Source organism: Pantoea sp. S61 (assembly GCF_016625145.1).
Classification (GTDB): Bacteria; Pseudomonadota; Gammaproteobacteria; order Enterobacterales; family Enterobacteriaceae; genus Pantoea; species Pantoea rwandensis_B.
Map to the genome: position 1 here is coordinate 362,187 of NZ_JACVUO010000001.1, position 23,696 is coordinate 385,882.

Here is a 23,696-nt window from a genome sequence, read left to right on the forward strand (position 1 = left end):
GTGTTAACGCGCTTTCGCAGCCGCAACCAGTTCATCCAGCCAATCCTGATGACCGTTGATCATCGGATTGGGTTTAGCATTTGCCAACTCAACCGCAGGCTTGCCATTTTGCGTTTCTTGGGTCAGGATGCGCACGCGATTGTCAGAGAGATCTTCAATCAGCCAGGCATGCAGGACATCTAAGCGGTCGTCGCTGCCCACTTCACCCGCCCAACCGTGCCAGGAAACACGGGCCGCTTCACCGACGACGGGCGCCACGTACTCGGTGACCTGCGCTTCCACCGGGAAGCCAAAGGTTTCGAAATAAAAGCGCACGCCCTGCTCCAGTTCGGGGCCTTTGTTATCATAGAAACGCGCATTCGCCGAGTTCTGATAATAGGTCGGCCAGAGTGACGGCGTATTCAGCAGCGGCCAGATATCCTGCGTGCTCAACCCTTCAACGATCACTTCATTGGAACAGTAGTTATCGCTAAAGCCCGGTACAAAACCCTGCGGCCAGTTAATCGCGTTCATTTTCATTTCATATTCTCACCGTAATTAAATCGTGGGTGGAGTATCCGACCGCCCATGAAATAAGACCAATCGCCATTATTTATTTGTAATATACGTTTTCGTGATATCTGGTAGCTGCGTATGATGAGGTACTGCCACGCCAACTCTGGAAGATGATGAAAACCGATATTCGCAACCTCGACCTCAATTTGCTCAAAGCGCTGGATGCCTTACTGGATGAGCGCAGTGTTACCCGCGCGGCTGAGCGCTTAGCCCTGACGCAACCGGCAGTCAGTGGCATGCTAACCCGTCTGAGAGAGTGTTTTGATGACCCGCTATTTACACGGGCACAGCGCGGCATCGTCCCGACGTTGCGGGCTCTGGAGTTGGCTCAGCCTGTGAAAGCCATTCTGGCAGACGTCTCGGAGTTGTTGCTGCCCATCACCTTTGATCCAGCGACGGCGGAAATGACGCTGAATATCGCCGCCACGGATTACGCTTTACGTGCCGTAGTGGTTCCTTTTATGGCGGCACTACGTGTGCAAGCACCGGGCATTCGCGTCGCGGTGCTGCCGGTCAACAATGAACAGTTATCCCTGCAGTTTGAACGCGGAGACATCGATATGGCGCTGATTACACCGGATACTGCGCCCGTCGACCTGCACGCCAGGCCACTTTATCAGGAAGAGTATGTGTGCCTGATGCGTGAAGACCATCCCCTTGCTCAGCCTGATGCCCTGACGCTTGATAGCTTTTGCGCCCAGGATCATGCGTTAGTTTCCTATACAGGAGGGCGATTTCAGGGTGTCACCGATGAGGCGCTGGCATTAACAGGCCGGTCGCGACGCGTGACGCTCTCGGTGTGCAGTTTTCTGGTCCTGCCGGAAATCTTGCGCATCAGTGATTTAATCAGCGTGGTGCCTCGTCGCTTGACGCGCGATCTACCCGGTCTGAAAATCCTGCCGCCGCCGTTAACTATTCAGGGTTTTAGCAAAATCGTCGTCTGGCATGAGCGTACGCACCGCGATGCCGGGCACCGCTGGTTGCGTGAACTGCTATTTTCCATTGCCATTTAAGCGGCGGCGCGATCGGTGCCCAATAAATCCAAAATTCGGCTGCGTAACGCCACAAGTTTTGGGTCATCGCGGCGGCGCGGCCAGGGGAGGTCCACCTCAATCACATCCACCACTCTGGCCGGACGCGGGCTGAACACCACCACCCGATTGGCCATCACCAGCGCCTCTTCAACATCATGGGTGACCATCAGCGTGGTGAACTGCTGCTCCTGCCACAGATCAACGATTTCCTGCTGCATGCGTAGCCGCGTGAGAGAATCGAGTTTGCCCAGTGGCTCATCAAGAATGAGCAGACGTGGCACATTCACCAGTGCGCGTGCCAACGCTGCTCGCTGGGCCATCCCGCCTGACAGCTGATGCGGCCAGGCACGGGCGAAATCCTTCAGGCCAACGCGATCCAACATCGCGTTAATCCTTTGCGCTCTAACGGCTCTGTTTTCGCCGCGAATTTGCAAGCCAAGGCCTACGTTGTCATACACCGTGCGCCACGGATAGAGCGTGGGATCCTGAAACACCACGACGCGGGAGGGATCGGGGGCGGTGATGGCTTTGCCCTCTTCCGCCAGCAAACCGCTGGCCGGAGGTTCCAGCCCGGCGAGTAAGCGCAATAAAGTCGATTTACCGCAACCGGATGGCCCTAATAGCGCAACAAACTCGCCGGCTTTCACCTGTAAATTGATATTCTCCAGCACGGGTAATTCACTGCCTTCAAGCGTGAAATGGTGATTCACTTTTTCAATGGCAATATTCACGCCCGCAGAGTTCATGGCCATATTTCGCTCCCGCTAAAATAATAATGAGCCGATTGTTATCAGAAAATAACCATAAGCGGCTCTCTCGCCTCATTGAAATAGCCATTTCGGCAAACCTATCCGTCATTTTTCATAAAGAAAAACTGCATGACCTCATGCGGGATTGTTATTTGGTGGCAGGAAATCGTTAAGCGATAGTGCCCCTGATCTTTAATGACAAGGAAAGCAGAATGGCAATGCAAAATTACTTTCTGAGCCGGCGCGCATTATTGCGCGGTCTGGGTTTATTCAGCGCGGGTGTCGCGGTGAATCCATTGTTGAGCAGCCCTGTTTTCGCTGACGACAAACCGCTTAAAACCATCAAACTGGCGTGGGGGCAAACGGCGGTGTGTCAGGCACCGATCTCCGTTGCCCTGAAACAGGGTTTCTTTAAAAAATATGGTCTTAATGTCGAACCGGTTAACTTCAGTGGCCCGACCGATGCGCTGCTGCAGGCGATCGCTACCGGGCAGGCCGATGGCGGCATCGGTATGGCGCTGCGCTGGTTGAAACCACTGGAACAAGGCTTTGACGTGGACCTGACTGTCGGCACACACGGTGGCTGCATGCGGTTACTGACGCCGCAGAATAGCGGTATTCGCGATGTGAAAGACCTGGTGGGTAAATCCGTCGCGGTCAGCGATCAGGCCAGTCCGATTCGCAACTTCTTCGCTGTGCAATTAGCAAAACAGGGCATCGATCCGGATAAACAGGTCAACTGGCTGCAATATCCGCCCGATCTGTTTGGTGAAGCACTGCGCAAAGGCGAAGTCCAGGCACTGGCCACCGATGATCCACAGGGCTGGCTGCTGAAAAAACAACACAACCTGCTGGAAGTCGACAACAACCTGAAAGGTGAATACGCCAGCATGACCTGCTGTGTGCTAGGGCTGCGTGGTTCGCTGGTGCGTGACGATCCAGCGACCGCCCGCGCTATCACTCAAGCCATCGTTGATGCACAGCAGTGGACTGCCGATCATCCCGCCGAAACCGCCAAAATATTCCAGCCCTTTGTGCCGGGGTCGGTGCCAGTAGATGACATCACCGCGATGCTCAAAGAGCACACCCATCACCATCACTCCACCGGTGCCCAGTTGCGCAGTGAAGTCGCGACCTATGTTGAGGAACTGAAAAAGATCAATGTGATTCGCCCGGATACCGATGCGAAGCAGTTTGCCGAGCACTATGTGCCGCAACTGTTGCCTGCCGAATCCGCCCATCAGCACGCCAGTAACATGGCGCACATGAGCAACATGTCGAGTTAAGGAGAGAATCATGGCCAGTGAAACCCTCACTATTGCCCAACACCGCGCCGCACCGCGCCGCCTGCAACCCGCCGTCTGGGGTGCGCTGTTACTGTGGTGGGCGTTGGTGGCGCTGATGGTGGCGGTACCGGATAAGCCGCAGGGTTTTGCTGCCCCGCGCTTTGTCGATCAAACCCATGAACTGTTTGCCGGCATTGCGCTGTTGCTCACCGTGCTGACGATTGCATCAGGCGTATTTCCGCGCCTGACGCTGCTGACACCGTTAAAACGCAGCGGCCCGTGGTTGATTGTGCTGGCGTTGCTGATTGGCGTGTGGGAAATCGTGACCGGGAAACTGGCACTGTTGCCCGCCCCCTTCTTTGCACCGCCGCGCGCACTGGTCGAAGCCTACGCCACTGACTGGCCTCGTCTGTTAGATAGCGTGCTCAATTCGCTGCGTCTGCTGGCCTTTGGTTTTATCTACGGCAGCGTGGTGGGCTTTATCACCGGCGTGGCGATTGGCTGGTCACGCGGGTTGGGATATTGGGTGCACCCGATTTTGCGCTTCCTCGGTCCCGTGCCGTCCACGGCGTTGCTGCCGCTGTCGCTTTATTTTTTCCCTTCCAGTTTCTCCGCAGCAGTGTTTCTCATCGCACTGGCGACCTGGTTCCCGGTAACTGTGCTGACCTGGTCTGGCGTTTCCAGCGTCGATACCCGTTTTTATGATGTGGCACGCACGTTGGGTGCCAATTCGATGTTCCTGGTGCTACGCGTAGCCGTGCCCGCCGCGCTGCCACACCTGTTTGTGGGTTTATTTATGGGGCTGGGCGCGTCGTTTTCGGTACTGGTCGCCGCAGAAATGATGGGGGTGAAATCTGGCCTGGGCTGGTATCTGCAGTGGGCCCAGGGCTGGGCGGCCTACGCCAATATGTATGCCGCGTTGATCGTGATGGCGCTACTGTTCTCTTCATTGATCTCCCTGCTGTTCCTGGTGCGCGACCGTCTGCTTTCATGGCAGCGCAGCGCGGTGAAATGGTAACGATTGGCCGATGTGCCCGATGGCGCATCGGGTTGAAACGCACACCACATCTGAGGGGCCGTCAATCATGACGACTCACGCAGGCTACTCCACCACAGAGGTGAACTATGGTTGCAAAGATTTCCTCGTCGATCACAGAACTGATTGGTAATACGCCGCTGCTGCGGCTCTCGCGCTACACGCAGCAGCAAGAGATTCAGGCCGAACTGATCGCCAAGCTGGAGTTGTTTAATCCCAATCACAGCGTCAAGGATCGCATCGCCCTTAGCATGATCGAAGCCGCAGAGCGCAATGGCACCATCAAGCCAGGCGACACCCTGGTTGAAACCACCAGCGGCAATACCGGGATTGGATTAGCGGCGATTGCAGCCGCCAAAGGCTATAAATTCCGCGTCTATATTAATGATTTTGTCAGTATCGAGCGCACGCAACTGATTCAGGCTTACGGTGCTGAAGTGGTTCCGTTCAGCACCATTGAAGGATTTAGAGAATTTTATGAAGCCAGCAATGGCGATTTTGTCGCCGCCACCAAATGGCTGGCAGAAAAAGTGACCGCCGCTGAACCCGAGGTGCATTTCCTGCTGCAACTGGAGAATCCCGCCAACCCGGCAGTGCATGTTCAAACCACCGGGCCCGAAATCTGGCGCGACAGCGGTGGCAAGCTGGATATCTTCATTGCGGCCGTGGGAACCGGCGGTACGCTGTCCGGAACCGGGCGCTACCTGAAGCAGCAATACCCTGGCCTGCAAGTCATCGCAGTGGAGCCAGGCGTGGGTTCACAGCCCAGTGAATTGCGCCCGGAACCGCTGGAGATCACCGGCGTGCACGCCTTTAGCAATCAGCCGCCCGAACGTATCCCGGCGAATTTAGATCATCGGGTTTATGACGAAGTGATCGCCGTGGAAACCTGGCAAGCGTATGCGGCGGCGCGTCAACTGGCACTCAGCGAAGGTGTGTTAGTCGGTGATTCTTCCGGGGCCGTATTGTGGGCGGCGGAACAAGTGGCAGCGCGACCGGAAAATCACGGCAAACGCATCGTACTGCTGCTGGCAGATGGCGGCAGCAGTTACCTGACGACGCAGTTGTTTGCACATCAGGTGCCTGCTGAGACCTTTAAGCTGGCGAATGCGATTCAAACATCGCAGAAGATTGCCTGATTCGCTGAGTTTCATTGATTAGAATGTCATTTATTGCGCATTCCTCAGCGATTATGCTGCTCGATGAATGCGCGATAAATCACCCCGCTTCGACAAATTGCTTGATGTCAGACGGCCTCTCACACCAGCACATTGCTGGTGATTCCCTTTGCGAACAGCAACGGATCGGTTTCTGGTCGTAATACGTTGATGGCTTTCAAATCGCGCGCATAAACATCGATTTCTTTGACGAATGCATTACCCACCGAATAGTGGCCATGGGTATGGGTTTTCAGTACGCTGGCGATCTCCTGCGGCGTAGTATTCAATGCTTGTCCATTAAACTCACTGCCGATGGCTTCCGGATGCTGCGCAGCGTAGGCATGCGCTTGCAATATCGCGTGAGTGATTGCGGCAGCCACCTCCGGCTGTTCGCGGATGAGACTGCCGCGCGTGCCGACCACGCAGCAACTCAGGTTGGCGTACTCATCCATCAAATTGGTGCCGACTTCGCGGTAGCCCGGTTTCTGTGCCAGACGCCACATAATCGGATCTGAGCCGCTGGCGGCCTGAATCTCCCCTTTCTCAAGCACCATCGGCAGCAGATCTTGCGGGAATACACGCCAGTTCACATCGGTATTCGGGTCAACGCCGTGTTTTTTTAACATCAGCGAGAAGAAGTTTTTATCCGCGCCAGCCATATCCGTGACGCCGATGGTTTTGCCCTTTAGCTGCTCCAGCGTAGCGGGACCCTCATTGCGCGCTAATAAGCGCATGCACCCACCGTGTGTGCCTGCGGTCAGCTTGACATCAAAGCCCTGCTCCAGCGCCTTCAACCAGCGCAACGCCATGCCAACTGCCGCTTCTGCTTTCCCGGTGGCAATCGACTCCAGCAGTAATTCGGTGGAGTTACCAAAGTTAACGAACTCCACTTCAAGGTTATGCGCCTTGAAAAAGTTATGCTGATCGGCCACCACAATCGGTGCCAGGCAGATGGCATTGAGGTTTACCGCGAGGCGAATGTGCGTGGGTTTCGCCAGCGCCCATTTGCCCGCACCACCCTGCAACAGATCGCCGGACATTGGCATATTATGCATCTGCTCTTCGGCAAAACTGCGTCCCGGCAAAGTAGAAGCCATCATCGCCGCTGCGGAATACCCAATAAAGCGACGACGTGAAAGTAAATATTTATCCGACATTTTTTACTCCCAAAAATATATGCAGATGAATGAGTGAGTGTTGTAATAATGCATTTCAGGAGCAGGCAGAGTAATCGTAAATTAATGCTTCAACCAGATACGGAATTATGCCGATTATGCATGTGCTAAGCGGTTTTATTGCTTTTACAGCTTTGCCATATCAGGAAACAATCGACCTTATGTTATTCAGAGATAAATAAGGTTTCTCAATGGCAAATAACACCCCTTTTCTCGCTGAAATATTGCCAGCCCTCACCGGGCGATTGGCTGAACATGCTGAGCAGGTCGATCACAGCGGCGAATTTCCCCGTGCGGCTTTCACGCATTTACGTCAGCACGGATTGTTGCATTTCGCTCTGCCCGCTTCTGCCGGCGGTAGCGGTGGCGATTTACGAGAATGCCAGGCGATTATTCAGGCGGTAGCGCGCGGTGAACCCTCCGCAGCACTGATTTTGATCATGCAATATCTCAACACGCGGCGGCTGAGCGAGGAATCTGACTGGCCCATTAGTGTGCGCGAGGCTGTAGCGAACAGCGTGGTAACCCAGGGCGCGTTGATCAATGCGCTGCGCGTCGAACCTGAACTGGGTACGCCAGCGCGCGGCGGTTTGCCTGCAACCCGAGCGCGGCGCACCGCCGAGGGCTGGCGCATCAGTGGTGAGAAGATTTACTCCACCGGCAGCCATGGGTTGAGTTGGTTTCTCGTTTGGGCCAGTAGCGATGATGCCGATCCTCTGGTCGGCGGCTATCTGGTGCCCGCCGATGCGCCAGGCATTCGAATTGTCGACGAGTGGGATCATCTTGGCATGCGCGGCACCTGTAGCCATCGCGTGGTGTTAGATGAGGTGTTAATTCCGCTCAATCACGCGGTCAACGTTGCGCCCTGGAGCACGCCGAAAGCAGGGCTAAATGAAGAGGAGTCTGTGTGGATGGCGGTGCTGTTAGGCTCGTTATATGACGCGATAGCCCAAAGTGCACGCGACTGGTTTATCACCTTTTTGCAGCAGCGCATCCCCGCTAATCTCGGTGCGCCGCTGGCCAGTTTGCCTCGATTTCAGGAGTTGGTAGGACGCGTCGAAACTTTGCTGTTCACCAATCACACGCTGCTTAACAGCGCCGTTCTGGGTCAGGTGACCAGCAGGCATACGGCACAAATCAAACAAGTGGTCACCGAAAATGCGATTCGAGCGGTTGAGCTTATGGTGGAAAGCATCGGCAATCATGCGCTGACACGTCATCATCCGTTACAACGTCACTGGCGTAATGTTTTGTGTGGCCGTATTCATACGCCGCAGAGTGACGCCATTTTTACGTCCGTGGGCAAAGCCGCCCTGACTGCTGTGAGGAGCACGTCATAACACTAAGGTTACGAAGATGACGTAGGCACTGATGCTTTTGAGCCACATTGATGCTTTCATCATCGCCAACCTGTGTCATCACGTATATTGGCTCCTGGCTCCTGGCTCCTGGCTCCTGGCTCCTGGCAGCGTCCAGATGACTTCCGCCTTACACCCTATAAAATCGTTATAAAATCCTGCATGCTGTGAGTTTTCAGGGCCGCGATATCTCATAGCTATGACTGCCACCAAAACCGGATTTACCCTTGCAGCGCTGGCGATTGTCGCTGCGCTCGCCGTGCTGTTTTCCCACTGGACGGCGTTTCTCGCCTGGTCGCTACAAACACAAATCCAACTCCATCGCTTACTGGTCACGCATCTGCTGCAAATTAACAGCGGGCAATACAGCGCAGGGTTGTGGTTGATCGGCGTGACCTTCATCTATGGCATCTTGCACGCGGTTGGCCCCGGACATGGCAAATTTATCGTCACCACCTGGCTTACTACCCATCAACCACCGCGCGGTGTAGCGCTGAGCGTGCCGTTTCTCGGTAGCCTGGTGCAGGGTCTCAGCGCCATCGCGTTTGTCTTCATTCTTGCAATTGGCTTTAACCTGACCACGGGCGATCTCAGCACCAGCCGCTGGTATCTTGAGAAAGCCAGCGCGCTGTTTATCGCCGCGTTGGGCGTGATGATGATGGTGCAAGCCTGGCGCGGTCGCAGTCAGCATCGGCATACGCATCAGTATCAGCTTCGGCATGAACCTAAGCATGAGCATGAGCATGAGCATGAGCATGAGCAGCATCATGCTGGCTGCGGTCATCATCACGGCATTACTTTGGAATCAGTGGATAACTGGAAAGCGTGGATCGGCATTATTATTGCCACGGGCGTGCGGCCTTGTAGTGGCGCACTCACGGTGCTGCTGTTTGCCAGCGTAATTGGCATCACCCGTTGGGGCATGTTTGCGGTCATGACCATGGCACTCGGCACGGGTATGGCGCTGGTTGCACTGGCCCTGTTTGTACGCCATTTTCGTCATCGTGCGGGAGAATTATGGTTGGCTGAGTCATCGCCACGCACACAGCAAATACTCGGGATGATACGTATTGCTGGAGGCGCTTTGCTGATCTTATTTGCGCTGGTGCTGTTTTTAACCGTGGTGCCCATCAGTGCTAATGGAGATTATATTGCGGCAGGATGCTGAGGAATATTGAGGGGTTCAAGTGAGCAACGCCGGGCCGGCATCCTTGCCGATCCTGCCAGTGATTCGCGAACTTAACCGCGAACCTGGCACAATGCGCATTGCTGCGCGCCCGAGAAGTTCACATTAGAAACGGTAAGACGCGGTGACTGAGAAGTTACGCGGCGTACCATAAACGATCCCGCCATTACCGACGTTTTTGTCATACTCTTTATCGAACAGGTTGTTCAGGTTAGCCTGCAGAGTAACGTTCTTTGTCACGTCGTAGCGCGCGAACAGATCCACCAGCGCATAACTGCCCTGACGCGCTCGCCAGGTACCGACACCTTCCGGACCAGTGATATCCTGGTAGGTCTTCGACTGCCAGTTCACACCGCCACCCAGCGTCAGCTGATCCAGCATCGGCAGACGGTAGCTGGTGAACAGGTTGAACGAAGTGCGTGGCAACTTTGAGTTGTAGTTCTCACCCTCACGATCTTCGGCGACATAAGTCGTGCCGCCGAAAGTCATCTGCCAGTTGTCCGTCAGTGCACCGTTCACTTCAAACTCAACGCCTCGGCTCACGACACCACTCTTACCTTCAAAAATTTCGTTGCCTGACGCCGTGTATGTTCCGGTGCTCACTGGCGCGTTATCCAGTTCAGTGCGGAACACCGACACCGAGGTGGTCAGTCGGCTGTTCAGCCAGTCAGATTTCACACCCGCTTCGTAGTTTTTACCGATGACCGGGTTAAGGAATTGGCCGGAGGCATCCTGGCTATCCTGCGGCTGGAAGACCGAAGTGTAACTGGCGTAGGCTGACCAGTTATCATAGAAGTCCCAGATCAAACCACCGTATGGCGTGATGTTGTTTTCTTCCTGCCGGGTGGTTAAACCTTGACGATTCCAGTTGGTATAACGTGCGCCTAAAATGGCATGCAGCGGATCGGCTAACGTAATGCGAGTGGCAAGATAGGCCGATTTCTGACGCACCAGTTGCGTATCAGACGCTGGGGTACGAGGGTTCCAGTCGGACTCAGGATAGTTCCCGTTGTAGTCGTAGAAATTGCCCAACTGATCGGGTGAAATGTTGGTCCAGGCGCTGTAATACTTGTTGTCCTGACGGCTGTAATTCACCCCCAGCATCAGCTCATGCTGGCGGCCAAACATTTCGTATGGACCGCTGGCAAACGCATCGACGGAGTCCACTTTGCGTTTACCGGTGTTGTAGCCGGTTCCGCCTACCGCATCATAGTTGTAGGAAGGATCGTACTGGTTAACGAGCATACCGGAATCTTTATTCACATAGCCGTCGATATACAGCTGCTTACTGTCAAGGAACATCTCGTTGTGTGTGCCGTTAAGCGTGATGTTCCAGCCGTTATCGAAATTCTGTTGCAGGTTAACGAAGACTTTTTTGTTTTCTTTGTCGTTATACGCCCAATCCGTTGAGGTATTGTAGCCGCGACGCAATTTCACCTGTGAACCATCGGTATACCAACGTGGCGAACCACCCCACATGGGTGAGTCGGTATTCACCTGGGTAAACTCATAGCCCACAGACAGCTTGGTTTTGTCGGTCAGGTCAGCATCCACTACACCGTAGATGAATTTCTTCTCGAAACCATAACGCTCGATAAAGCTGTTTTTATCTTCGTATCCCGCTACCACGCGGCCACGCACATTGCCTTCAGGCGAAAGAGGCGCGGAAAGATCGGCGACGTAACGTTGCTTATCCCAACTGCCGTAGCTCGCCTCCAGGTTGCCGGTAAACTCCTTGCTGTCGGCGTGCTTACGCACCATGTTGATCGAGGCGGACGGGTTGCCAGGCCCAGTTAACAAACCGGTAGCACCACGCACCACTTCAACGCGCTCATACAGCGCCATATCGGTTTGGGCATCCCCCAGGTTCCAGCGCGAAGCAAACGCCGTTGGAATACCGTCGATCATGTAATTATCGATGATAAAACCGCGCGAATAATAGTTAGTGCGATCCATATCGCCGCTGACACCTCTGATACCTGTGGTGTTCGACAGGACGTCATTCAGGGATTGCAGTTGCTGGTCCTGCATACGTTGCTTGCTGACAATGCTGACCGATTGCGGAATATCACGCGCGGTTAATGCCATTTTGGTGCCGGCACGAGTGACCGGAACGCTGTAATCTTTTGCTGCCTGCTCTTGCTGCGCATCGCTGCTGGCGCTGGCATCCACCATCAGAGTTTGTTCTGTGTTAGTGCTATCAGCGGCCTGGGCAATACCTGATGCCACCATCATGGCAAGCAGAGAGACACGCAAGGCACGTTGCGGCGCAAGGCCAGATTCCCTGACGCGCTTTTCTTTGAAAGACATAATATTCCTCAATCACTTATCGTTATTTTGTGTTGGCGGCATAGCTGCTGACGTCTGTTAGATCCAGCCATAAATAACGTGCTGAAAAGGAATATCAGGATGAGGTATTTCCCGACTGCGCCCTCCTGGCGCAAACAGAACGACTGTAAAAATGCCGTTAAGAAAGCAAATGAGAAATATACGCATTAAGATTAGTATTGCAAGAAATTGTTACCTGTTATCTGACAATTTCACATTTAGATAAATCCTTATTCTTCAATGATTAATAATTCAGGTCGGTTATTTTCGGTCATTATCACGCAGGTTATTGGAGCAAACCTGTGATAAATCACAGGTTCTCGTCATGATGGTGTTCCAGGGATCACCAGGGCCAGCGTTTTTCCGCTAAATCCACCAGTAAACGTGACGCGGGGGAAAGCTCACTGAGTGAGCGGAATTGCCAGCCAAAAGTGCGAGGCATCATCACCAGCGGCAGCGGTATTTCAATTAACTCGCCGCCCTCACCTTTTAATAATCGTCGGGATAGAAAACTCAATAATTGGGTTTGCGCCAGTACGGCTCGCAGCGGTGACAGCGTGTTACTTTCCATTTGCGCCCGCGGCGGAGCATAACCCCCGCTGCGTAAGCGTTGTTCCAGCCACTGGCGCGTCGCGACGTTGTCTGAAGGCAACAACCAGTTATATTCATCAAGCTGTTCTGGCGTTGGATGAATATTGGCCAGCGGGTGATGGCGGCTGGCGGCAATCACCACCGGATCCTCAATCAGCGGACGGGTAATAAACTCGCTATTCCCCTGTGGTAGAAAACCGAGAATCAGATCGACCTTGTTCTCACGCAGTAACTTTTGCAGCAAATCATTCATCCCGACCGTCACTTCGAGTCTGGCGGTGGGGGCTTTGTGCAACAGGTCTTTACTGAGCACTGGCAGCATAAATTCCGCTGCCGTGGCCGCTACGCCCAACCGGATGACGCCCGCCGTTCCCGCACCCAGCGCCTGTAAATCCTGTCGGGTGACCTGCATCATGTGCACGACTTTTTGAGCACGTTCACAAAGTAACAGTCCCGCTTCTGTGAGTTGCATCCCACGCCCCACCTTGAGAATTAACCGCGTGGCGTAAAACTTCTCCAGACGCTGCAGACATTTGGTTAATGCGGGCTGAGTAATACCAAGGGATTGCGCCGCTTTACCCAGATGCCCCGTCTCCTTCACCGCCAGCAGATAATGCAGATCTTTCAGTTCCATTCATTCCCACCAGGAATCAATTAATAAAATTCAGAGAATATAATTTATCACTCTACGCTGCCAGGATGGAATGACATTAACAACAGAGCAACAGGCTGTTCGCGTCACCTTGTGGCGCTTAACAAGGGAGTAAAGGATGAAACATTCATTGAAAGCACTGGTCGCGATGATCGCATTGGCCAGCAGCGCACAGATACTGGCACAAGATACACTGCCTGTGACGTTACCGACGCAACAGGACAGTCGTCTGGAGCAAGTCGCTACCTCACCGCGCGTGTGGAATGGCATTACCGTCAGTCATGACAACCGTCTGTTCGCCTCGTTAACGCAATCGGAAGGAGCGGGTCTGCAGCTGGCAGAAGTGATCAACAATCAGCTGAAAGCGTTTCCCGATGAAAGCTGGAACCAGTGGAACGCTAACGATCCGGAGCATCATTTCTACCACGTGAATGCGTTGCGTATCGGCCCGGATGGCGATCTGTGGGTGATGGATTCAGGCAATAAAGGAATCGGTACCGGCGATCAGGCCGTGCCCGGTGGCGCCAAGCTGGTCCACATTAGTCTGGCCACTGGCAAAGTGTTGAACAGCTATGTGTTTAAGGCACCGACGCTGCAACCCACCAGCTATCTGGATGATGTGCGTTTTAATGGTGATTTCGCCTATATCACCGATCCGGGTGCGGTGGGATTAGTGGTGCTGAACCTGAAAAGTGGCAAAAGCTGGCGGGTGCTGGATAACCACCCGCTCTCGATTGATCACCAGCCGATTTATGCGGATGGCAAGAAGTTGATTCTGCGCGATGGCCGTGAAAAACGCGTGGGTCTCGATCAGCTGGAAGTTTCGCCGGATGGCAAATGGCTCTATTACCAGGCGATCCCGGGGCCGCTGGCTCGCATTGAAACCCGCTATCTGAATGACAGTACCCTTTCGGCTGCAGAAGTGGCGAAGCATGCGGAGAAAGTGCGCGAAACCTGGAGTACCGGCGGGACGGCCATCGATGCCGCGGGCAACATTTACGCTTCGGATATCAACACCCGCAGCATTAGACGTATTGCGCCCGATGGCAAAGTCACCACCGTGGTGCAGGATCCCCGCCTGGTGTGGATCGATGCGATGTGGGTATCTGACGGCGCACTGTGGATGCCGTCCGGACAGATCAATCGCACGCCCGCGACCACTGGCGGCAAACCGTCAACCGTGGAATATCCGGTTAAGCTATACCGTTTGCCGTTACCGATTAAGCCTTCGCCGCGGGATCATCAATAAAGCATAGCGTTTCACGCTATTTAGCGCGGTGTTCACGCCGCGCTTATTCACTGTTATCTCTAATGATCAACAGGAGGAAATAACACCCAGATAAATCATCACTGTTCGCTATTTTAAATTTATTAAAACTAAGAGGTTACGCACATATTTCGCGTAAACCTAACCTTGTGCCTGCCGAAAAAAACGCTGGATAATATTCCCAGATAGACGAGGTTGCAGAAGGTTAATTTGAACAATAAATAATCATTCGCTGTTTTTTATTTATTTCGAACACGTTGCGTTTGCTACCCACAAACGTGCTCTATCCCTCCGGACAGGAACCCTCGTCATGCTGCTGATCATCAGTCTGCTTATGATAATCTGCTTTATTGGCTTATTAATGAGCAAAAAGCTTTCCGCTCTGACTGCATTAATCCTTATCCCTACGCTATTCGCATTGTTATCTGGCCATGGCGCGGATATGGGTGCCATGGTGATCAAAGGATTGCGTACCGTCGCGCCCACCGGCGTAATGTTGATATTCGCGATGCTCTATTTTATGAGCGTAACGGATGCCGGGATGTTTGATCCGATTATTAAACGGATTGTGTCTGCCGTCGATGGTGATCCGGTGAAGATATTTGTTGGCACCGCACTGCTCGGCTTTATTGTCGCCTTAGATGGTGATGGCGCGACAGTGTATATGATTGTGCTTTCCGCCTTTATGCCAATATATGAGCGTATCGGATTATCAAAACTCAGCGTTGCCGCCCTGCTATTACAGTGCACCGGGCTGGGCAATATGTTTCCGTGGGGTGGCCCTACGGCGCGTGCAGCGGCCGCTGTTCAGGCTGACGTCTCTACTCTGTTTGTCCCGCTGCTGATTCCGCTGCTGGCCTGTGTGGCATGGACCTTTATACTGGCGGTGATGCTCGGCAGAAGTGAACGCAAGCGTTTGGGATTCCAGCAGCCTATCCCGGTGGATCGCGCCGCGATGCAGTTCGAAGAAAAAAGCTGCGTAGCCTGGCGTTTCTGGTTTAACTGGGCACTGACCATTGCACTGATGACCTTCCTGGTGCTGGATGTGATGCCCATGGCGTACCTGTTTATGCTGGCCACCGCCATCATGTTCGTCGTCAATTATCCGCAACTCAGCCAGCAGCAGGAACAGATCGGCCGCCATGCGCCCGCCATCCTTGCCGTCGCTGGATTGATCTTCGCTGCGGCGGTGTTTACCGGCATTTTTGCTGAAACCGGTATGGCGAACGCCCTGGCTCAAGCGATTGTGCACACTATCCCTGCGTCGCTGGGTCCTTACCTTGCGGTGATTACCGCCTTGATCAGTATTCCCGTTACCTGGATGGTATCGAATGATGTGTTTTATTTCGGCATGCTGCCGGTGCTGGTGCAGGCTGCGGGACATTATGGTATCGAACCGATTGAAATGGCACGCGCCGCCCTGGTCGGTCAACCGGTTCATATTCTCAGCCCACTGGTGGCCTCGACCTATTTATTGGTCGGCATGCTGAAACTGGATTATGCGCAGACACAACGGTTCACGCTGCGTTGGTCATTTATTACCTCGATTGTATTATTCGTGGTCGCACTGATCACCGGTTGCTTTCCGTTTTATCGCAGTCTATAGAATATATTCACTCCCCTTGTAGCCGCAATTTTTTGCGGCTACGCCCTCGACTAACTTGAGTGAAATATCTGCTTTGTGTTTTATTGTTCGATATAGACACAATCTGCTGAAAGCTTATTTTCCGGACAATTCTGCATTATGCGCAATATTTTCATTTGATAAAAATTAACGTAGAATGCCCCCTTTCATCTTCGTTATAAAAGTTATAAGGGTTTATTCATGAGCGATGCACTCAAAGCATTGAACAATCTTCGTACACTGCGTGCCCATGCGCGTGATGTTGAGATTGCGGTATTAGACGAAATGCTGGAAAAGTTCGCCGTGGTGGTTGCAGAACGCCGTGAAGAAGCGGAAGCGAATAATGCCGCTCAGCGCGAAAAAGAAGAAAAACTGGCGCTGTATAAAGAGATGCTGCTGAATGATGGCATCGATATTAGTGAATTAACGAAATTAAACCAGGGCGAAACCAAACCGAAAGCGAAACGTGCGCCACGCCCGGCGAAATATAAATTCATCGACGAAAACGGTCATGAAAAATTCTGGACCGGCCAGGGCCGTACTCCATCGCCAATCAAATCCGCTTTAGACGCGGGCGGTTCGATGGATGATTTCCTGATTTAACCTATCAAAAAAAGCTGCCACTTTTTACAGTGGCAGCTTTTGCAAATAGGGCTTTAAGTGACGAACGCTATACCATTCCTGGCGACCAATTAACTCCCTATTTCAACGCTGCACAGGCCTTCGCAATTCGTTTTCCGGCTTCGCGCACGCTGTCGATATCAGTGGCAATAGACAGGCGGAAATACGGCGATAAGCCATACGCGCTGCCCGCTACGCCGGACACGCCGCTTTCCAGCAGATAATTCAGCACATCCTGCTCGCTCTCCAGACGCTGACCATCTGGCCTTGTTTTGCCCAGCAGCCCGGCACAGCGACAGAAGATAAAGAACGCCCCCTCAGGATTCAGCACCTCAATACCTTCTACCGGGCGGAGTTGCGCCATAATCGCATCCCGGCGATCCTGATAGGCCGCGCGCTGCGGTGGCAGGAAATCCAGCCCACCGTTTAACGCCGCCACTGCTGCCGCCTGAATGATCGCGCTGGCACCCGAACTATTCTGCGACTGTACCACCACCATGGCATCAACCAACGCTTGCGGACCAGCACCAAAGCCGATGCGCCAGCCGGTCATGGCATAGGTTTTCGACACGCCCCCCACCAGCAGAATGCGATCGGCTAAATCTGGCGCTACCTGCAACAGGCTAACGTGTTCACGTCCATCAAACAGAATGTGTTCATACAGTTCATCCAGCATGGTCCACACGTTGGGATGGTCACGCAGCACTGCCGCGAGGGCAGTTAACTCTGCTGCGTTATATACCGCACCGGATGGATTACCGGGATTATTCAGCACCAGCCAGCGGGTTTTATCGGTGATCGCTTGCGCCAGCTGCTGCGGCTGCAGTTTATATTCCTGCTCCAATGGGCAGTCGAGCAGCACCGCGTCGCCGCCGTTAAAACGCACGCTATCCGGGAACGTCGGCCAGTACGGCACTGGCACAATCACCTCGTCACCGTCATTTAAAGTGGCAGCAAAGGCATTGAAGATGATCTGCTTCGCCCCGTTGGCAATGCAGATCTGCCCTAATGCATAATCCAGCTGATTTTCCCGTGCCAGCTTGGCCTGCACCGCTTTACGCAGCGGCGTGGTGCCATTAGTCGGCGTGTAGCGGGTCTCACCGTTATTCATGGCTTCTGTCGCGGCATCGCGGATGTGCTGTGGTGTATCAAAATCCGGTTCACCGGTGGTGAGATCCAGAATATCTACGCCCTGCTCTTTCAGCTGGCGCGTCAACTGGCGCGCCGCGGCATTGGCAGAGAGCGACACGGACTGCACACGCTTTGATAAGGTGACCATAATCAGCTCCTAAAAGGTTTACAGCGCGGGCAGACCGAGGTTCTCGCGCAGCGTGGCGAATTCGTAATCATCGCGGAACAGACCACGACGACGAAGTTCCGGGATCACCAGCTCGACAAACAGATCCAGTTGCTCTGACATGATGGCAGGCATGATGTTGAAACCATCGGCTCCGCCCTCTTTCAGCCACAGCTCAAAGTCATCGGCGATGTCTTCGGCGGTGCCAACAATCACGCGGTGACCACGCGAACCGGCAGCCACAGCGGCCAGCTCACGCAAGGTCAGGTTTTCGCGCTTCGCCATATCCGTCATCAGCTTGACGCGACTCTGATTACCTTCGCCGAGCGGGACTTCAGGGACTGGACCATCCAGCGGATACTGGCTCAGATCCATGCTGAAACGCAGCGACAGCTGACGCAGACCGTTTTCGATATCCACCAGCGTATTCAGCTCTTTCCACAGCGCTTTGGCTTCTTCGCGGGTGCGTCCGACAATTGGCATCACGCCCGGCATGATCACGACGTGATCCGGATTACGTCCGGCGGCAATCACCTGATCCTTCTGCGAACGGTAGAAGGTTTGCGCCTCTTCCAGACTGGCCGCAGCGGTGAAGATCACTTCGGCGGTTTCGGCCGCCAGTTTTTGCCCATCGGCGGATGAACCGGCTTCAATGATCACCGGACGTCCTTGCGGGGAGCGTGTAATGTTCAGCGGACCCTGTACCTGGAAGTGCTCGCCCTGATGATCAATCGACTTAATTTTGTCATTGACGAAGTATTCACCGGTCTCTTTGTTTGGCTGCACGGCCCCTGCTTCCCAACCTTCCCACAGCTTGTTGGTCACTTCGAGGAACTCACGCGCACGCGCATAGCGCTCGGCATGGTTTGGCATATCGTTGCGGCTAAAGTTACGTGCCACGTCGGTAGAGAACGACGTCACCACGTTCCACGCCGCACGGCCACGGCTGATGTGATCCAGCGACGAGAAACTTCGCGCCATAGTGAAGGGATCGCTAAAGGTGGTGGACGCGGTGGCCGCCAGACCAATGCGTTTGGTGTTCACCGCCAGCGCCGACAGCATGGTCAGCGGCTCAAGGCGCGCCATGGTCGATGGCAGACGGTACATGCTGGTCGCCAGCGCATCACCGACGAAGAACAGATCGAATTTACCGGCTTCGGCTTTTTTTGCGATGGTGATCAGCCAGTCAATGTCAGTGGGATCGCCGAGTTTTTCCGTGAGACGCCAGCCGCTGACGTGTTGCCCTACGGGTTGTACGAAGAGGCCCAAGCGGATGCGTTGTGGTTGTGCAGTAGCCATGAAGTTGTCCTGGTCAATAAAGAGGGTAAAAAGTTAGAAACGGTTCTCGGTCGCCAGCAGCGCCTGCTCTAACGCATCCGCATGAATGCGGAACGGCAGACGTTCAGCGCTGGCCGCCGGGAATTTAATTTGTTCCGCAATTGTGCGTATCGCCGCCGCGCGGTCGCCTGTCAACGGCGCCAGCGTCAGTGGCATCGCATACTGACGCAGCAACGCCAGCAGTTCCGCATCCGGCACGCCATCGTGTTCAACCAGTGATTGCACCAACAGGCTGTAACCGACTTTTTCACCGTGCAGCCAATGATGCAGCTCAGGCTGGTGCGTCAGACGGTTATGAATGGCATGGGCAAAACCGGGGGTGGGCAGTTGATCGCGCACGCTGTTCGCCAGCCCCGCCAGGACGATGTTGGCATCGATCACCTTCACCAGTTCCGGCGTAACCTGCTGTTTTTCATTGGCGCTGACGGCGGCCTCACCTAACTGGCGATAGACATCCAGCGCACGGTGCGCCGTCATCACTTTGAGATCGAGCGCCAAATCGTGTGGGTTGCTGCGCAGATAGGGGGCAAATTCGTAGTACTTCGCCAGCGCATCCACTATCCCCGCTTTGAGGTAACGTACATCGCTGCGGGCGATCACTTCGCTGTCCACCAGCACCAGCTCGGGCATTTTCCCCAGCGGCTGGCTGCGCACATGGCCGCCCTGCTCGTTGTAGATAATGGCCACTGGCGACCAGGCCGCACACGTGGCGGCAAGCGTGGCAAAGTTGATCACCTTCAGATCCGGTAACTGGCTGCCCACTGCTTTGGCGGCATCCAGCACGCGACCACCGCCCACCGCAAACAGCAGCTCGGCTTGCTGGTGCTCAACGTTGTTTTTTAGCGTTTCGATGGCGAGGTCGGTACATTCACCGCGCAAATACTCCAGTTCCCAGCGAATACCGTTGGCTTCTAAACTCTGGCTTAATTCCGGATTAACCGCTTGCCAGGCGTTGGGAGAAGTGAAAATGCGGATATGTGTGGCATAAGGTTTGATAAATTCACCGGCTCGCGCACGCAGGCCGGCTTCATGTGCATAAGCACGCGGAGATTTGATCGCTAACACGTCGTCACCCTGATTAAGAATAAGGCTATAACGAGAAAAGTTATTTTATTTCATGAGGTTAATGCGAAATAGTTATAGCGCTATGTATTTTATGCATACTACGGTAAATCGCGATATAAGCAATGGAAAAGCCGCCATTTCATTTTCACAAATTCGCATTAGCTTAGTCATTTTTCACATATAGAAGCCTGTGGCATTACTGATATTCTGAGTTGCTTAGCACGCTGGGTATTGAATTTTAGCGCTTTAGAACGCGTCGGTATCGCCCACTCAGTGTTACTCAATCTGCATTCATTTTACCGCTTTCAGGCGGTCTCTCGGGGATAGATATGTCACTTGAATTTCGTCAGGTCAGAGAAGATGAGGTTGAAACCTATCAGGCGCTAATGCACGCCGCGTATGCGCCGACGCTGGCAATGGGCATCAAATTTGATGCCGCCAAAGCAGACCGTGAAAAGACGCTGCGTCACCTGCAAAGTCACGGCGTTTATGCGCTTTACACGCAAGGCGTGATGGTTTCCTCGGTCACCGTGCGCTATCCGTGGGGTCCGCTGCCAGGCCCGTTTGGTCTGCCGCATATTGGCTGGTTCGGTGCCCATCCCGACTATCCCGGCAAACAGTACGGCCGTCAGGTACAGGATCGGCTGGAACAAGAGATCCTGCTAGGCAAACTGCGCGCCCCTGCGGTGTCATTAGGCACCGCTACCAGCCATCCATGGCTGATCGAGATGTATAAAAAGCGCGGCTTCCAGTTGATGCATACCACCGATCTCGGCAAAGGCCATATCACCCAATATATGAAGAAAGTGCTGGATGACAGCGCGCATGATGCGTGGATGACACGTCAGGCCGCACAACAAGGAAGCAAATAATGAGTTTTGATGAGAGCGCATTGGGCCAACATTTGATTGCCTTCCGCCATGAGTTACACCGTTTTCCAGAACTCTCCAATGAAGAGTTTGAAACCACGGCACGTATTCGTCAGCAGCTTGATAAACACCAAATCCGCGTATTGGATTTGCCGCTGAAAACCGGTTTGGTGGCGGAAGTGGGTCCCGAAAATGGACCGCTGATCGTGCTGCGTTCCGACATTGATGCGCTGCCGATTGAAGAGCAGTCTGACGTCACGTTCCGTTCAGAGCGCCCAGGCGTGATGCACGCGTGCGGCCACGACTTCCACAGTTCCGCCGCGCTGGGTGCGGCGATTCTGTTGAAACAGCAGGAGGCCCAGTTGCCGGGCCGCGTGCGTATTTTGTTCCAGGCCGCCGAAGAGACCGGCCAGGGCGCGCCGGATGTGATTGCTACCGGCGCACTGCAGGATGCCGTGACGATTTTCGGCATTCATAACGATCCTTCGTTACCGCCGGGCGTGATAGGCAGCAAAGCCGGGCCTCTCACTGCGGCCGTCGATCGCTTTGATATCAAGATTACCGGGACGGGCAGCCACGCAGCCAAACCGCATCAGGGCAACGATCCGATTGTGATCGCCGCGCAAATAGTTTCGGCCGCACAAACGCTGATCAGCCGTAATGCACCTTCGGGTGATAATGCGGTGGTCTCGATAACCCAGATCCACAGCGGCAGCACCTGGAATGTCATCCCGGACAGCGCGTGGCTGGAAGGTACGGTGCGCTCGTTCTCGCAGGAGACGCGCGAACGACTGGAGCAGCGCTTCCGTGAGATTGCGCAGGGTATTGGCGCCGCCTTCGCGGCCAAAGTCGAATTCAACTGGCACGCAGGTCCACCGTCGGTGGTGAATGATGCGCACTGGGCCGATTTCGCCCTGCAACAGGCAGCAGCCAGCGGCTTTGAAGCCCGCGTCGTCGAAGCCAGCCCAATCGGTGAGGATTTTGCCTTCTACCAACAGCAACTGCCGGGTGCGTTTATGATGATTGGCACCGGTGAACCTTATGCGCTGCATCATCCGGCGTTTCGGATCAACGATGATGTGCTGCTGCCGACGTCGCGCTATCTGGCCAATCTGGCTGTGGCGGCATTGCACAGTCTGGAGCAGCCATGAGCATCACTCCCGCCCTCGCTGAGTTGATCGTTCACAGCCAGCCGGATGCCGCCGCACGTGAAGCAGCCCGCGAAGGGGTACGTGATTTTCTTGCCGTCAGCTGGCCGGTTCTGCAAGGTCAGGTACCCGACAGCGGCTTGCCCGCGCTGCGCAGCGTTTATGCCGATGGCAGCCCACGCTCTCAGGCGCTGCTTATCGGTTATGCCGCTCACGCGCTGGATTACGATGATTTCCACGCCGACTTTCGTGGTCACCCCAGCGTGGTGATCCTCCCTGCGCTGTTTGCCTGGCAGCAGCAACAGGCGGCAGAGATTGATGAGTTTCTCGATGCTTACGCCATCGGTGTGGAAGTGGCCGGACGGCTTGGGTTGGCCGCCAGCCAGCAGCATTATGCGTTAGGTCATCACAATACCGCGACGCTGGGCACCCTGGCCGCCGCAGCCGCGCTGGCTCGTCTATTAAAACTGGATGTCGGCGCGACGGCCAACCTGCTGGGCATCGCCACCACTCAGGCCAGCGGGCTACGCGCGCAGTTCGGCTCTGCCGTCAAACCTCTGCACGCTGGATTGGCGGCAGAACGCGCGGTCGCGGCGGCACAGCTGACGCTGGCAGGTTTTGATGGCAAACAGGAGGGTGTGATCGACGCTTTCCTGGCTGCCAACAGCCATGGCCAGGCGCAACCTGACAGACTGGTTGCTCAATGGGGCGAGCCGTGGCGTATTGTTTCGCCGGGGCTGGAGTACAAACCTTTCCCGACCTGCGCCGGAACACACAGCGCAGCGGAAGCCGCGCGTATCCTGCGCAATGGCTGGCTAGCCAGCGGCAATTTGCTGGAAGCGCTGCTGGATAACATCACCGACATAAGCGTGGCGTTCCCGCCAGGCGGTGATATTGCCGCCTCAGTCACATCGCCCACCAATGGGATTGAAGCGCGTTTCAGTCTGGAATACGTGATTGCCGCGATGCTGATCTTTAACGATCTGCGGCTGGAAGATTTTGCGGAAGGCGATCTTAATCATGCTGTGATGCCACTGGCAGCCAAAGTGAGACGAGTACCTGATGACACCGCGCCGCCAGATGCGATTAATCCCGCATTGCGTTTTCATCTGGTCACTCTTACCTTGCGCGATGGCACCCGGCTGCAACAGCGTCGTACCCGTCAGCAATCCCTGGCCGATGGCGTGGACGTTGAGGGTAAATTGCGTCTGGCGTTGCGTCAGGAGTCAGGCGAGCGATTGCAACAGGTGCAGCAAAGTAGCGCATTGCAGACAACCGCTGATCTGGCGGTGCTGCAGCAGTTATTACGCGTTTAATATCTTGATGCAGCGCTTTTAATTCACCACGCCACAGACGA

At 54.5% G+C, this 23,696-nt stretch carries 20 protein-coding genes; 12 read left to right on the forward strand and 8 right to left on the reverse strand.

Going from position 1 to position 23,696, the window contains the following annotated elements:
- Positions 1 to 3: 3 nt before the first annotated feature.
- Positions 4 to 513, reverse strand: a complete 510-nt coding sequence (locus tag IAE30_RS01770; RefSeq protein WP_200678374.1) for an SRPBCC domain-containing protein — start codon at positions 511 to 513, stop codon at positions 4 to 6.
- Positions 514 to 668: 155 nt separating this feature from the next.
- Here IAE30_RS01770 and IAE30_RS01775 point away from each other — a divergent pair, with 155 nt between their 5' ends.
- Positions 669 to 1,568, forward strand: a complete 900-nt coding sequence (locus tag IAE30_RS01775) for a LysR family transcriptional regulator (RefSeq protein ID WP_200678377.1) — start codon at positions 669 to 671, stop codon at positions 1,566 to 1,568.
- On the opposite strand, the gene IAE30_RS01780 is transcribed toward IAE30_RS01775, so the two are convergent.
- Entirely contained in the window at positions 1,565 to 2,341 is a 777-nt protein-coding gene (locus tag IAE30_RS01780; RefSeq protein WP_200678085.1) for an ABC transporter ATP-binding protein, read from the reverse strand. The two genes, IAE30_RS01775 and IAE30_RS01780, sit on opposite strands and share 4 nt — an antisense overlap.
- Positions 2,342 to 2,550: 209 nt before the next feature.
- Between IAE30_RS01780 and IAE30_RS01785 the strand changes: the two genes are divergently transcribed.
- The 3 genes from IAE30_RS01785 (at position 2,551) to IAE30_RS01795 (ending at position 5,799) form a co-directional block, all read left to right on the forward strand.
- Positions 2,551 to 3,624 (forward strand): ABC transporter substrate-binding protein, encoded by a 1,074-nt coding sequence (locus tag IAE30_RS01785; RefSeq protein WP_200678087.1) that lies wholly within the window; start codon positions 2,551 to 2,553, stop codon positions 3,622 to 3,624.
- Positions 3,625 to 3,634: 10 nt separating this feature from the next.
- Positions 3,635 to 4,642: an ABC transporter permease gene (locus IAE30_RS01790; protein ID WP_200537635.1), complete on the forward strand. Its 1,008-nt coding sequence runs from the start codon at positions 3,635 to 3,637 to the stop codon at positions 4,640 to 4,642.
- 107 nt (positions 4,643 to 4,749) lie between these two features.
- On the forward strand, positions 4,750 to 5,799 hold the full coding sequence (locus IAE30_RS01795) for a PLP-dependent cysteine synthase family protein (protein WP_200678089.1): 1,050 nt from the start codon (positions 4,750 to 4,752) through the stop codon (positions 5,797 to 5,799).
- A gap of 119 nt (positions 5,800 to 5,918) precedes the next feature.
- Here the strand turns inward: IAE30_RS01795 and IAE30_RS01800 are convergent, their stop codons facing one another.
- The gene (locus IAE30_RS01800; protein ID WP_200537631.1) at positions 5,919 to 6,977 is read right to left on the reverse strand and encodes an ABC transporter substrate-binding protein; all 1,059 of its coding nucleotides are present in this window, start codon (positions 6,975 to 6,977) and stop codon (positions 5,919 to 5,921) included.
- Between the two features lie 209 nt (positions 6,978 to 7,186).
- Here IAE30_RS01800 and IAE30_RS01805 point away from each other — a divergent pair, with 209 nt between their 5' ends.
- Positions 7,187 to 8,335 carry an acyl-CoA dehydrogenase family protein gene (locus IAE30_RS01805; RefSeq protein ID WP_200678091.1) on the forward strand — a complete coding sequence of 383 codons (1,149 nt, stop codon included), beginning with the start codon at positions 7,187 to 7,189 and terminating at the stop codon, positions 8,333 to 8,335.
- 217 nt (positions 8,336 to 8,552) lie between these two features.
- Positions 8,553 to 9,521, forward strand: coding sequence for a nickel/cobalt transporter (locus IAE30_RS01810; RefSeq protein WP_200678099.1), 969 nt, complete (start codon positions 8,553 to 8,555; stop codon positions 9,519 to 9,521).
- 123 nt (positions 9,522 to 9,644) lie between these two features.
- Here the strand turns inward: IAE30_RS01810 and fhuE are convergent, their stop codons facing one another.
- Positions 9,645 to 11,849, reverse strand: a complete 2,205-nt coding sequence (gene fhuE, locus IAE30_RS01815) for a ferric-rhodotorulic acid/ferric-coprogen receptor FhuE (RefSeq protein WP_200678101.1) — start codon at positions 11,847 to 11,849, stop codon at positions 9,645 to 9,647.
- A gap of 361 nt (positions 11,850 to 12,210) precedes the next feature.
- Positions 12,211 to 13,092, reverse strand: a complete 882-nt coding sequence (locus tag IAE30_RS01820; RefSeq protein WP_045832733.1) for a LysR family transcriptional regulator — start codon at positions 13,090 to 13,092, stop codon at positions 12,211 to 12,213.
- 136 nt (positions 13,093 to 13,228) lie between these two features.
- Between IAE30_RS01820 and IAE30_RS01825 the strand changes: the two genes are divergently transcribed.
- From IAE30_RS01825 to IAE30_RS01835, 3 genes are all read left to right on the forward strand, one after another.
- On the forward strand, positions 13,229 to 14,359 hold the full coding sequence (locus tag IAE30_RS01825) for an L-dopachrome tautomerase-related protein (protein WP_200678103.1): 1,131 nt from the start codon (positions 13,229 to 13,231) through the stop codon (positions 14,357 to 14,359).
- Between the two features lie 328 nt (positions 14,360 to 14,687).
- A complete protein-coding gene (locus IAE30_RS01830; RefSeq protein ID WP_200678105.1) occupies positions 14,688 to 15,983 on the forward strand; it encodes a CitMHS family transporter in 1,296 nt (431 codons plus the stop codon).
- 219 nt (positions 15,984 to 16,202) lie between these two features.
- Positions 16,203 to 16,604: an H-NS family nucleoid-associated regulatory protein gene (locus tag IAE30_RS01835; RefSeq protein WP_045814638.1), complete on the forward strand. Its 402-nt coding sequence runs from the start codon at positions 16,203 to 16,205 to the stop codon at positions 16,602 to 16,604.
- Positions 16,605 to 16,701: 97 nt separating this feature from the next.
- On the opposite strand, the gene IAE30_RS01840 is transcribed toward IAE30_RS01835, so the two are convergent.
- From IAE30_RS01840 to IAE30_RS01850, 3 genes are read right to left on the reverse strand one after another with little or no spacing between them, the layout of a single operon-like run.
- Complete coding sequence (locus IAE30_RS01840; RefSeq protein ID WP_200678114.1) at positions 16,702 to 17,901, reverse strand: aminotransferase class I/II-fold pyridoxal phosphate-dependent enzyme; 1,200 nt, start codon at positions 17,899 to 17,901, stop codon at positions 16,702 to 16,704.
- A gap of 18 nt (positions 17,902 to 17,919) precedes the next feature.
- Positions 17,920 to 19,218 carry an LLM class flavin-dependent oxidoreductase gene (locus IAE30_RS01845; RefSeq protein WP_045814636.1) on the reverse strand — a complete coding sequence of 433 codons (1,299 nt, stop codon included), beginning with the start codon at positions 19,216 to 19,218 and terminating at the stop codon, positions 17,920 to 17,922.
- A 33-nt stretch (positions 19,219 to 19,251) separates the two neighbouring features.
- Positions 19,252 to 20,322 (reverse strand): iron-containing alcohol dehydrogenase family protein, encoded by a 1,071-nt coding sequence (locus tag IAE30_RS01850; RefSeq protein WP_200678116.1) that lies wholly within the window; start codon positions 20,320 to 20,322, stop codon positions 19,252 to 19,254.
- Positions 20,323 to 20,651: 329 nt separating this feature from the next.
- Between IAE30_RS01850 and IAE30_RS01855 the strand changes: the two genes are divergently transcribed.
- Genes IAE30_RS01855 through IAE30_RS01865 form a run of 3 tightly spaced genes read left to right on the forward strand, consistent with a single transcriptional unit; the run spans position 20,652 to position 23,655 of the window.
- On the forward strand, positions 20,652 to 21,194 hold the full coding sequence (locus tag IAE30_RS01855; RefSeq protein WP_200678118.1) for a GNAT family N-acetyltransferase: 543 nt from the start codon (positions 20,652 to 20,654) through the stop codon (positions 21,192 to 21,194).
- A complete protein-coding gene (locus IAE30_RS01860) occupies positions 21,194 to 22,342 on the forward strand; it encodes an amidohydrolase (protein ID WP_200678120.1) in 1,149 nt (382 codons plus the stop codon). Before IAE30_RS01855 ends, IAE30_RS01860 begins: the two co-directional genes overlap by 1 nt.
- Positions 22,339 to 23,655, forward strand: coding sequence for an MmgE/PrpD family protein (locus tag IAE30_RS01865; RefSeq protein ID WP_200678122.1), 1,317 nt, complete (start codon positions 22,339 to 22,341; stop codon positions 23,653 to 23,655). The genes IAE30_RS01860 and IAE30_RS01865 overlap by 4 nt, the downstream gene beginning before the upstream one ends.
- Positions 23,656 to 23,696: the final 41 nt, after the last annotated feature.